This is a genomic window from Mycobacterium sp. IDUB_3, assembly GCF_055419585.1.
In genome coordinates, this window is record NZ_JBVAXZ010000001.1 from 2,898,741 (window position 1) to 2,910,867 (window position 12,127).

Annotated in this window: 8 protein-coding genes; 4 read left to right on the forward strand and 4 right to left on the reverse strand. The window is 66.9% G+C overall.

The window, feature by feature from the left end; translation table 11 throughout:
- Positions 1–28: 28 nt before the first annotated feature.
- Positions 29–1,435, reverse strand: coding sequence for a short-chain fatty acyl-CoA regulator family protein (locus ACZYVJ_RS13295; protein ID WP_463832982.1), 1,407 nt, complete (start codon positions 1,433–1,435; stop codon positions 29–31).
- Positions 1,436–1,562: 127 nt separating this feature from the next.
- On the opposite strand from ACZYVJ_RS13295, the gene prpD reads away from it, so the two are divergent.
- From prpD to ACZYVJ_RS13315, 4 genes are read left to right on the forward strand one after another with little or no spacing between them, the layout of a single operon-like run.
- Positions 1,563–3,068 carry a 2-methylcitrate dehydratase PrpD gene (gene prpD, locus ACZYVJ_RS13300; RefSeq protein WP_463831408.1) on the forward strand — a complete coding sequence of 502 codons (1,506 nt, stop codon included), beginning with the start codon at positions 1,563–1,565 and terminating at the stop codon, positions 3,066–3,068.
- The gene (prpB, locus tag ACZYVJ_RS13305; RefSeq protein WP_463831409.1) at positions 3,068–3,985 is read left to right on the forward strand and encodes a methylisocitrate lyase; all 918 of its coding nucleotides are present in this window, start codon (positions 3,068–3,070) and stop codon (positions 3,983–3,985) included. The genes prpD and prpB overlap by 1 nt, the downstream gene beginning before the upstream one ends.
- Positions 3,982–5,109 carry a bifunctional 2-methylcitrate synthase/citrate synthase gene (locus ACZYVJ_RS13310; protein WP_463831410.1) on the forward strand — a complete coding sequence of 376 codons (1,128 nt, stop codon included), beginning with the start codon at positions 3,982–3,984 and terminating at the stop codon, positions 5,107–5,109. Before prpB ends, ACZYVJ_RS13310 begins: the two co-directional genes overlap by 4 nt.
- Positions 5,110–5,114: 5 nt before the next feature.
- Positions 5,115–8,498, forward strand: coding sequence for a pyruvate carboxylase (locus tag ACZYVJ_RS13315; protein WP_463831411.1), 3,384 nt, complete (start codon positions 5,115–5,117; stop codon positions 8,496–8,498).
- Positions 8,499–8,598: 100 nt separating this feature from the next.
- On the opposite strand, the gene ACZYVJ_RS13320 is transcribed toward ACZYVJ_RS13315, so the two are convergent.
- From ACZYVJ_RS13320 to ACZYVJ_RS13330, 3 genes are read right to left on the reverse strand one after another with little or no spacing between them, the layout of a single operon-like run.
- Positions 8,599–9,513: an HpcH/HpaI aldolase/citrate lyase family protein gene (locus ACZYVJ_RS13320; protein WP_463831412.1), complete on the reverse strand. Its 915-nt coding sequence runs from the start codon at positions 9,511–9,513 to the stop codon at positions 8,599–8,601.
- A gap of 16 nt (positions 9,514–9,529) precedes the next feature.
- Positions 9,530–10,714 carry a CaiB/BaiF CoA transferase family protein gene (locus ACZYVJ_RS13325; RefSeq protein WP_463832983.1) on the reverse strand — a complete coding sequence of 395 codons (1,185 nt, stop codon included), beginning with the start codon at positions 10,712–10,714 and terminating at the stop codon, positions 9,530–9,532.
- Entirely contained in the window at positions 10,707–12,071 is a 1,365-nt protein-coding gene (locus ACZYVJ_RS13330) for an LLM class flavin-dependent oxidoreductase (RefSeq protein WP_463831413.1), read from the reverse strand. The genes ACZYVJ_RS13325 and ACZYVJ_RS13330 overlap by 8 nt, the downstream gene beginning before the upstream one ends.
- Positions 12,072–12,127 lie beyond the last annotated feature (56 nt).

Here is a 12,127-nt window from a genome sequence, read left to right on the forward strand (position 1 = left end):
TGATCGGGGCCGGCCGACCCGACCGCCTTCAGGTCGTAATCGCCGGTGGGTAGGGCAGATCCGTGCTGCTGTGCGGATCGACGTATACCGGGCTGCCGAGATACGGGAAGGCGCGTTGCGGGCAGGCGGGCCGGTCGCAGATCTTGCAGCCGGCGCCGATCGGCACGATGGACTCGGTGTTGGTCGGATCGATGCCGACGGAGTAGATGAGTTTCCCGGCGTGGGCGACGTCGCAGCCCAATCCGATGGCGAAGCTCTTGTCCGGTCCGAGGTAGCGGCTCGGTTCAGTGGCCGTGGTCCGGGCGATCCAGAAGTAGGTCCGCTCGTCGGGCATCTGCGCGACCTGGGTCAGGAACTGGCCGGGCCGGGAGAACGCGTGGTGCACGACCCAGAGGGGACAGTTTCCGCCGACGCGGGAGAAGTGAAACGCCGTGGCGGACTGGCGTTTCGAGATGTTGCCCGCGCTGTCGGTGCGGACGAAGATGAACGGGACGCCGCGGGCGTTGGGGCGTTGCAGGGTGGACAGCCGGTGGCAGACGGTTTCGAATCCCACCTCGAATCGCCTTGCCAGCTGGTCGATGTCGTAACGGACACGTTCAGCGGCGTCCAGGAACCTCCGGTAAGGCAACAGCAGGGCGCCGGCGAAATAGTTCGCCAGGCCGATGCGGGCGACGCCGCGGGCATCGTCGCTGAGCTGATCGTCGCCGGCGATGATCCCGGTGATCAAGCTGTCCTGGGTCAGCAGGGCGATCTGGGTGGCGAGCTGAAACGCACGCTGGCCGGGGTGAAGCCACCTGGCCAGATACAGGGTTCTCGATTCGGGCGCAAACAGCCGTTTAGAGTTGGGATCTAGCGCCTGGCCGTCGTCGATCACCACCGTGACGTCGAGTTGGTCGGCGAGCAACTGCGCCAGCTGGCCGTCGAGACCGCCGATGCGCAAACGGTTCTCGTTGAACATATCCTCGGCAGCGGTGTCCAGTTCGCCGATGTAGTTCTTGCGGTCGTAGAAGAAGTCGCGGACCTCTTCGAAAGGCATTGGCTGCTGGGGCATTCCCGACGTGTCGACATTGGCGCGACTGTGCAGCGCTTCGAGGTCGGCCGTGGTGTCGTGCAACCGGCGGTGCAGATTGACCAGAGTCTGCCCGACGGCCGGCATCCGGGCGACCAACTCCTCGACTTGCGCGGCCGTGGCAGACGTGTCGGCCAGGACTTCGCGCAGGTCCGACACCAGGCGGGCGTCGGATTCCGGCGCGAAATAGTGCGTCGGCAAGTCGAACCGCTCGGTGAGGGTGAGCAACACCGGAACCGTGATCGGGCGCTGATCGTTTTCCAGCTGGTTGACGTAGCTGGTCGACAATCCCAGGACGCGCGCCAGCGCCACTTGGGTCAGCCCCTGCTCCTCGCGTAATCGCCGTAGCCTCGCTCCGGCGAACATCTTCGCCACCCATCACACGGTACGCCCGCCTCTTTCACAAAGTTCGCAAAATTCTGCGGCTAAGGACACATAATTACGCTTTTACAGGCCATTTACCGGGCAACCGACTTTGCGTACTGTGCGGCTTATGCGCCTTCATGACGTACGAACCCGACGCAGCGCCGACGACTTCCCACTCAACGAGCACCTGGCCTGGAAGATCGCCGAGGTCGCGGCCGACCCGGTCGCCGTGCCCACCGACACCGAGGCGATGGTGATCAACCGGATCATCGACAACGCCGCGGTGTCGGCCGCTTCGGTGACCCGGCGTCCGGTAGCCGCCGCTCGTGCCCAGGCCCAGGCGCACCCCAACTCGGTCAAGGGCGCCAAGGTCTTCGGGATCCAGGGCGACTACTCCCCGGAATGGGCGGCGTGGGCCAACGGCGTGGCGGTGCGCGAACTGGACTTCCACGACACCTTCTTGGCCGCCGAGTACTCCCATCCGGGTGACAACATCCCGGCCCTGGTGGCAGTGGCCCAGCACCTGGGGATCGGCGGAGCCGACCTGATCCGGGGCATCGCAACGGGTTACGAGATCCAGATCGATCTGGTAAAGGGAATCTGCCTGCACGAGCACAAGATTGACCACGTCGCCCACCTCGGCCCGTCGGTGGCCGCCGGACTGGGCACCATGCTGCGGCTCGACAAGGACACTATTTATCAGGCGATCGGGCAGGCGCTGCACCTTACGACGTCCACCCGGCAGTCGCGCAAGGGCCTGATCTCGAGCTGGAAGGCATACGCGCCCGCCTGGGCCGGCAAGGTCGCCATCGAGGCCGTCGACCGGGCCATGCGCGGCGAGGGCGCACCCGCCCCGATCTGGGAGGGCGAGGACGGGGTGGTCGCCTGGCTGCTCTCCGGGCCGGAGCACACCTACCAGGTTCCGCTGCCCGAGCCGGGCGAACCCAAGCGCGCCATCCTGGACAGTTACACCAAGGAGCACTCGGCCGAATACCAGAGCCAGGCTCTGATCGACCTGGCACGCCGAATGCGGGACGGCATCGGCGATCTCGACCAAATCGCGACGATCGTGCTGCACACCAGCCACCACACCCACTACGTGATCGGCACCGGAGCAGGCGATCCGCAGAAGTTCGACCCGGATGCCTCCCGCGAAACGCTGGACCACTCGGTGATGTACATCTTCGCCGTCGCCTTGCAGGACGGAACCTGGCATCACGAAAGGTCGTACGCGCCGGAGCGGGCGCACCGGCCCGACACCGTCGAGCTCTGGCGCAAGATTTCGACGGTCGAAGATCCCGAATGGACCCGGCGCTACCACTCCTCGGATCCGGGGGAGAAGGCGTTCGGAGCCCGCGCCGAGGTCACCCTCAAAAACGGTGAGGTCATCGTCGACGAGATCGCCGTGGCCGACGCACATCCCTTCGGGGCCAGGCCGTTTGCGCGCGCGCAGTACATCGGAAAGTTTCACGAACTGGCCGAGGGCGTCGTCAGCGACACCGAGCAGCGGCGCTTCCTCTCCGCGGTTGAGGCCCTTTCGGACCTGCAACCGGGTGCGCTGGACGCATTGAATATCACGGTCGGTCCGCCGGTGCTCGACCGGGCACCCACGATTCCCTCGGGGATCTTCTGATGAGCGGGCTGATCGGGGCCACCGCACCGGCGTCGACCAAGCGGGCGCGATTCCGTACCGCGCTGGAAAGTGGCCGGTTGCAACGGTTCCCGGGCGCCTTCTCGCCGCTGGTCGCGAAGCTGGTCGCCGAGCTCGGGTTCGACGGCGTCTACGTGTCCGGGGCCGTCCTGTCGGCTGACCTCGGCCTGCCCGACATCGGCCTGACCACCCTGACCGAAGTCGCCGGCCGCGGGGCGCAGATGGCGGCGGTCACCGACCTACCCACCCTGATCGACGCCGACACCGGCTTCGGCGAGCCGATGAGCGCCGCGCGCACCGTGACCGTGCTGGAGGACGCCGGGCTGGCCGGCTGCCATTTCGAAGACCAGGAAAACCCTAAGCGGTGCGGGCATCTCGACGGTAAGGCCGTGGTGCCGGCCGCCGAGATGATCAAACGCCTGCGAGCCGCCGTGGCCGCCCGCAGGGACCCGAACTTCATCATCTGCGCCCGCACCGACGCCGCCGGAATCGAGGGCGTGCCCGCCGCGATCGACCGTGCGAAGGCCTACGCCGACGCGGGCGCCGACCTGATCTTCACCGAAGCCCTGCACACGCCAGCGGAATTCGAGCGGTTCCGGGCCGCCGTGGACACGCCGCTGTTGGCCAACATGACGGAGTTCGGCAAGTCGCAACTCCTGACCGTCCAGCAGCTGTCCGGCATCGGCTACAACGTGGTGATCTACCCGGTCACCACGTTGCGGCTGGCCATGCACGCCGTCGAGGCAGGCCTTCGTGAAATCGCGGACGAGGGAACGCAGTCCGGTCTGTTGGACCGCATGCAGCACCGTAGCCGGCTCTACGAGCTGCTGCGCTACGCCGACTACACCCAATTCGATTCCGGCATCTACAACTTCGCCATCGGAGGAGACGCGCAATGAGCGCCATCGAAGACAACCAACCCCGCATCTACAAGGGCCTGGCCGGTGTCGTCGTCGACACCACCGCCATCTCCAAGGTCGTCCCGGAGACCAACTCCCTGACCTATCGCGGGTACGCGGTCCAGGACCTGGCGGCGCATTGCAGCTTCGAGCAGGTTGCCTACCTGCTCTGGCATGGCGAACTTCCCGACGAGCAACAGCTCGCGCTGTTCACCCAGCGGGAACGAGCAACCCGCCGGCTGAACCGATCTCAGCTGTCGTTGTTGACCAAGCTGCCCGAGACCTGCCACCCGATGGACGTGGTGCGGACCTTCATCAGCTCGATGGGCGCCGAAGACCCCGAAGAAGACGACAGCAGCCCGGCGGCCAACTACGCCAAGGCGTTGCGGATGTTCGCGGTGCTGCCCACCATCGTCGCCGCCGACATGCGCCGTCGGCGTGGCCTGGACCCGATCGCCCCGCACAGCCACATGAACTACGCGCAGAATTTTCTGCACATGTGCTTCGGTGACGTGCCCGAGCATGTGGTGGTGGACACCTTCGAGCAGTCGATGGTCCTCTACGCCGAGCACAGCTTCAACGCCTCGACGTTCGCCGCGCGGGTGGTCACCTCCACCCAGTCCGACATCTACAGCGCGGTCACGGCCGCCATCGGCGCGCTCAAGGGCCCGCTGCACGGCGGCGCCAACGAAGCCGTCATGCACGACATGCTCGACATCGGCACCGCCGACAGGGCCGCGGAATGGCTGCGGGGCAAGCTGGATCGCAAGGACAAGATCATGGGGTTCGGCCACCGGGTGTACAAGAACGGCGACTCGCGGGTCCCGACCATGAAGGAGGCCCTCAGGCGCGTCGCCGCGGCCCGCGACGGCCAAAAGTGGCTCGACATCTACGAAGTTCTGGAGAAGGACATGGCCCAGGCCAACGGCATCAAACCCAATCTGGACTTCCCGACCGGACCGGCCTATTACCTGATGGGCTTCGACATCGGCATCTTCACGCCGATCTTCGTCATGAGCCGCATCACTGGGTGGACGGCTCACATCATCGAGCAGACCGCGTCCAACGCGTTGATCCGTCCGCTGAGCGAGTATGTCGGACCTCCGCAGCGCGCTCTATCGTAAATACCGTGTTTGCGAAGGTACTGGTCGCCAATCGCGGGGAGATAGCGATCCGCGCGTTCCGCGCGGCCTATGAGCTGGAAATCGGCACGGTCGCGATCTATCCCTACGAGGACCGCAATTCCGTGCATCGGCTAAAGGCCGACGAGTCCTACCAGATCGGCGAGGAGGGCCACCCGGTCCGCGCGTACCTGTCGGTCGACGACATCGTCGCGACGGCCCGGGCGTGTGCGGCGGACGCGATTTACCCCGGCTACGGCTTTCTGTCGGAGAATCCGGACCTCGCGGCGGCGTGCGCCGCGGCGGGCATCACCTTCGTCGGCCCGAGCGCGGAGGTGCTCGAGCTCACCGGCAACAAGTCGCGGGCGATCGCGGCGGCGCGGGAAGCGGGTCTTCCGGTGCTGACGTCCTCGGCACCGTCGACGTCGGTAGACGAACTGCTGGCGGCCGCCGAATCGATGGAGTTCCCACTGTTCGTCAAGGCGGTCGCCGGCGGCGGCGGGCGCGGGATGCGCCGGGTGGCCGACCCCACGGCGCTGCCCGAGGCGATCGAGGCTGCCAGCCGTGAGGCCGAGTCCGCATTCGGGGACGCCTCGGTGTTTCTCGAGCAGGCTGTGATCAATCCGCGGCACATCGAGGTGCAGATCCTGGCCGACACCCAGGGCAACGTCATGCACCTCTACGAGCGGGACTGCAGCGTACAGCGCCGCCACCAGAAGGTCGTCGAGATCGCACCGGCACCCAACCTGGAACCTGAATTACGCCAACAGATCTGCGCGGACGCGGTGGCTTTTGCCCGCGAGATCGGCTATACGTGTGCCGGCACGGTGGAATTCCTACTCGACGAACGCGGCAACCACGTGTTCATCGAGATGAACCCGCGCATCCAGGTTGAGCACACCGTCACCGAGGAGATCACCGATGTCGACCTGGTGTCGGCGCAGCTGCGAATCGCCGGCGGGCAGAGCCTGGAAGACATTGGCTTGAGCCAGGACTCGGTCGTCCCGCACGGCGCGGCGCTGCAGTGCCGGATCACCACCGAGGATCCGGCGAATGGCTTCCGCCCGGACACCGGCCGGATCACCGCCTACCGCACCCCGGGCGGCGCGGGCATCCGGTTGGACGGCGGCACGACGCTGGGCGCGGACATCAGCGCGCACTTCGACTCGATGCTGATCAAGCTGACCTGCCGCGGCCGCGACTTCGCCACGGCGGTGCGCAGGGCGCGACGCGCGGTCGCCGAGTTCCGGATCCGCGGTGTCTCGACGAATATCCCGTTCCTGCAAGCCGTTCTGGATGACCCGGACTTTCAGGCGGGCCGCATCACGACGTCGTTCATCGAGGAGCGCCCGCAGCTGCTCACCGCGCGCAGCTCCGCCGACCGCGGCACCAAGATCCTCAACTACCTGGCCGACGTCACCGTCAACAAGCCGCACGGTGAGCGGCCGTCGGCGGTGTACCCGCACGACAAGCTGCCCGACATCGACCTGTCGGCTGACCCGCCCGCGGGATCCAAGCAGCGACTGACCGAACTCGGGCCGGAGCGATTCGCGGCCTGGCTGCGCGAGTCGCCCGGCGTCGGCGTCACCGACACCACGTTCCGCGACGCGCACCAGTCCCTACTGGCCACACGGGTCCGAACCAGCGGCCTGATCAAGGTGGCGCCGTATATCGCCCGGACCACGCCGCAGCTGCTGTCCATCGAATGCTGGGGCGGGGCGACGTACGATGTGGCGCTGCGGTTTTTGAAAGAAGACCCGTGGGAACGGCTGGCCACGCTGCGCGAGGCGCTGCCCAACATCTGTCTGCAGATGTTGCTGCGCGGGCGCAACACCGTCGGCTATACGCCCTATCCGGAGACGGTCACCACGGCGTTCGTCGAGGAGGCGACGGCGACCGGCATCGATATCTTCCGGATCTTCGATGCGCTGAACAACGTCGACTCGATGCGACCGGCCATCGACGCCGTGCGCGAAACCGGGGCGACGATCGCCGAGGTGGCCATGTCCTACACCGGTGATCTCAGCGATCCGGCCGAAAAGCTGTACACACTCGACTATTACCTGAAGCTGGCCGAACAGATCGTCGACGCGGGCGCACACGTGCTGGCGATCAAGGACATGGCCGGCCTGCTGCGCGCACCCGCGGCCGCGACGCTGGTCTCGGCGCTCAAGTCCCGCTTCGATTTACCGGTCCACGTGCATACCCACGACACCCCGGGCGGGCAACTGGCCACCTATGTGGCGGCCTGGCACGCCGGGGCCGACGCCGTCGACGGTGCCGCCGCCCCGCTCGCGGGTACCACCAGCCAGCCCGCGCTGTCGTCGATCGTGGCCGCCGCGGCCAACACGGTCTACGACACCGGGTTGTCCCTGTCGGCGGTCTGCGACCTGGAGCCGTACTGGGAAGCGCTGCGAAAGGTCTACGCGCCCTTCGAATCCGGGCTGCCTGCACCGACCGGACGCGTCTACCACCACGAGATCCCCGGCGGCCAGTTGTCGAACCTGCGCCAGCAGGCCATCGCGCTGGGACTCGGTGACCGGTTCGAGGACATCGAAAACGCCTACGCCGGAGCCGATGCCGTCCTGGGGCATCTCGTCAAGGTCACCCCGTCCAGCAAGGTGGTCGGCGACCTGGCGCTGGCGCTGGTCGGAGCGGGAGTCAGCGCGCAGGAATTCGCCGACGATCCCGCCCGCTACGACATTCCGGATTCGGTCATCGGCTTTCTGCGCGGAGAACTCGGTGACCCGCCGGGCGGCTGGCCCGAGCCGTTGCGTACCAAGGCATTAGAGGGACGCGGTCCGGCGAAACCGGAGGAGGAGCTGACGGCCGACGACGAAAAGGCGTTGGCCACGCCAGGAGCCGACCGGCAGGCGGCACTGAACCGGCTGCTCTTCCCCGGGCCCGCCAAGGAACTCGAGGACCATCGCGAGCTGTACGGCGACACCTCGCGACTGAGCGCCAACCAGTTCTTCTACGGGTTGCGCCACGGGGACGAACATCGCGTCGAGCTGGAGCGCGGTGTCGAGCTGTTGATCGGACTGGAGGCCGTCTCCGATGCCGACGAACGCGGCATGCGCACCGTGATGTGCATCCTCAATGGGCAGCTGCGTCCGGTGGTGGTCCGTGACCGCAGCATCGCCTCGGACGTGCCCGCCGCCGAGAAGGCCGACCGCGCCAACCCCGACCACATCGCCGCGCCGTTCGCCGGCGTCGTGACCGTGACCACCGACGTGGGCGAGGAAGTCGAAGCCGGCCAGACCATCGCGACGATCGAAGCGATGAAGATGGAGGCCGCCGTCACCACACCGAAGGCCGGCAAGGTCACTCGAATCGCGGTCTCGCACACCGCCCAGGTGGAGGGCGGCGACCTCCTGGTGGTGATCGACTAGCGGAGATCGCAAGCGCGGTCGTGGCGATCGCAAGCGCGGCGTAGCCGGGCGCGGCGGGTCGCCACTACAGGCCGTAGCTGCGCGCAGCGGGTCGCCGCCATCAAGCGAGGCTGCTCTTGATCAGGGCGGCGCGCGCCAGCGTCTGCTCGGCCTGCTTCACGTGGGCCGCGTCGACCAGGACGCCGTTCACACCGACCGCGCCGCGGCCCTTGGCCTCGGCTTCCCGGTAGGCAGCGACATTGGCTTCGGCCCGCGCGATTTCGTCCGCGGTCGGGGCGTAGACCTCGTTGGCGACGGGCACCTGGTCGGGATGGATGGCCCACTTGCCGGTGTAGCCGAGCAGCGACGCGCGCCGGGCGTCACGCTCGTAGCCCGACAGGTCCCGGTAGTCGGGATACGGCGCGTCGATCGCGTCGATGCCGGCGATGCGCGCGGCCACGATCACCTTGTTGCGCGCGTAAGCCCAGAATTCGCCGGGGTATTCGCCGAGCGGGACGAAGTTGGTGTCCACCCGCGCGCCCTGCGACAGCGAGAAGTCGCCCACGCCGAAGATCAGGGCATCCAGGCGGGGGCTGGCCGCCGCGATCTCTTCGGCGTTGGCCAGACCTTCCACCTCTTCGATAAGCACCTCGAGCCGAATGGGTTTGTCCAGACCGAGTTTCGCCTCCAGCTGGGTGAGCAGCACATCCACCCACCAGACGTCGCGGGCCCGGCGGGCTTTCGGAATTATGATCGTGTCGAGGTTCTGACCGGCCTTGGTCACCACCTCGACGACGTCATCATGGCACCACTGCGTGTCTAGGCCGTTGATCCGGATGGCGCGGGCCGTGCGGCCCCAGTCGATGTCGTTGAGCGCGGCGACGGCCTTGGCTCGCGACTCCTCCTTGAAGGCCACCGGCACCGCGTCCTCGAGATCGAGGAACACCAGGTCGGCACCGCACTGGGCGCCCTTCTCGAACATGTTGTCGTTGCTCGCGGGCACCGCGAGTTCGGAACGACGGAGCAGATCGGTCACGAGCGATTTCCTTCTGTCACAACACGCCGCGGGCGCGCAAGTCGTCAATGTCGTTGGCAGTCAAGCCGAGTAGTTCGCCGTAGACCTCGGCGTTGTGTTCGCCGAGAAGCGGTCCGAGGTGGCCGACCGTGCCGGGCGCCGACGAGAAACGTGGCACCGGAGCCTGCACCGTCATCGCCCCGAGCTGTGCGTCATCGACCGAGATGAACACCTCACGATGCGCCAGCTGCTCGTCGTCGACCAGATCGCCGATGTCGTACACCGGGGCCGCGGCCACCTCGTGGGCGTCAAAGGCCTCCATCGCCTCCGAAAGTGTCTTTGTCGCAACCCAATCGGCCACCACCGCGTCGACCTCACGCGCCCTGGCGAGCCGGCGCTGAGGATCGGAGAAGTCGGGGTCTGCCACCAGGTCGTCTCGCCCGATCGCCCGGAACGCCCGCAGCGCCAGTGCCGGTGAGCTCCCGGACATGGCCAGCCACCGCCCGTCGGCCGTCCGATAGGTGTTGCGGGGCGCCGAAATGTCCCACCGATTGCCGGACCGCTCGGGCACCAGGCCCAACTGGTCATAACCCAACAACGTCTGTTCGAGCAGGCGGGCCAGCGGGTCGATCAGGTTCACGTCGATCAGCTGACCCGGCCCACCGTGCACGTCTCGGTGATATAGCGCCATCATCACCGCGTAGGCGGCGTTCAGCGAAGCCACACCATCGGCCAACATGAAGGGCGGCAGCGTGGGCGGACCGCCGGCCTGGCCGGTGATGTGCGCGAATCCGCTCATCGCCTCCCCCAGCGTGCCGAACCCCGGGCGCTCACTCTTGGGTCCGGTCAACCCGTAGCCCGTGATGTGCAGCATCACGATCCGGTCGTTGACCGCGCGCAGGCTCTCGTAGTCCAGTCCCCACTTGCGCAGCGTCTGCGGACGGGTGTTGACGATGACGACGTCGGCATGCTCCACCAGCCGGCACACCAGCGCCTGACCCTCGGCGCAGCGCAGGTCCAGCGTGATCGAACGCTTGTTGCGCGACAAGGACTTCCACATCAGCCCCACGCCGTCGCGCTGATTGCCCCACCCCCGGATCGGATCACCGCCGCGGGGGTCCTCGACCTTGATCACGTCCGCGCCGAACTCGCCCAGGTAGGTCGCCACCAGCGGCGCGGCGGCCAGGGTGGCGAGGTCGAGTACCCGCAGTCCGTCAAGCATTCGCACCGGCAGCCACCCGTGCGTTCGAAGGACGCTGCAGCCCAAGGTGTCCGCGCAGCGTCGACGACTGGTACTCGGTGCGGAACAGCCCCCGGTGTTGCAGCTCCGGGACCACCATGCGCACGACGTCTTCGAATGCTCCGGGCAAATGCGTTGCGGCCAGCACGAATCCGTCGCAGGCACCGGTTTCGAACCAGTCCGCCATCTGGTCGGCAACCTGGCGGCCGGTGCCGATGAAACGCGGTCCCTGCAGCAGGGTGGCGCGATGGCTGGCGAGGTCGCGCAACGTGACGGTGTCTCCACCGATATGGGTGCGTAGGTTCTGCACGAGCCCGCGGATGCCCGAGACCGAGGCGAGCAGTTCGTCGGTCACCGGGTCGTCGAGATCGTGTTGCGCGAAGTCGTAATTCATCAACTCCGACAACAGCGTCAGGGATGCCATGGGATGAACCAGATCATCGAGGAACATGGCTTCGCGCTCCTTGGCGTGGGCTTCCGACTCGCCGACGACAGCGTATGCCATGGGACAGATGCGAACCGCGGCGGGATCGCGGCCGGCGTCGGCGATCCGATCCTTCTGGTCCGCGTAGTGGCTGCGCGCGACGTCGATTCCCGGGTCGCCGGTAAAGATCAATTCGGCCCACCGCGAGGCGAATTCGCGGCCGCGGCCCGACGAGCCGGCCTGGATTACGACAGGGCGGCCCTGCGGGCTGCGCGGCACCGTCAACGGGCCGCGGGCGGAGAAGAACCGGCCGACGTGCCCCAGCTCGTGCACCTTGGCGGGGTCCGCGAACTGCCCGGACACCCGGTCGTGCAGGACGGCGTCGTCCTCCCAGGTGTCCCACAGGCCGGTCACCACATCCATGAATTCGTCGGCCCGGTCGTAACGTTCATCGTGGCCGAGGTGGGCATCGACGCCGAAGTTCTGCGCTTCGCTGTCGTTGACCGAGGTGACCACGTTCCAGGCGGCGCGGCCGCCCGAAAGGTGATCCAGCGAGGCGAAGGTCCGTGCTACGTGGAACGGCTGGTAGTAGGTCGTCGAGTAGGTGGCGCCCAGCCCGATTTTCGAGGTGGCCTGCGCGAGCACCCCGAGGATCACGCTGAGATCCAGCTTGACCGGACGGGCGCCGTAGTGCACCGCTTCGTCCACCGAGCCGCCGTAGACCCCCGGCATCGCCAGGCGATCGTCGAAGAACATCAGGTCAAAGCAGCCCTCTTCGAGCTGACGGCCGATCTTGGCGTAATAGGACGCATCCAGGTATCGGTGCTCGGTTGCGGGGTGCCGCCACGAGCCCGCGTAGACGGAAGTGCTGCCGGCCTGCATGAAGGCTACGAGCGCCATTTTGTCGGTACGCATGTTTGAAACGTAACATCTGATATTTCAGATATCAAACGCTAGATCTGTCGTTTGGT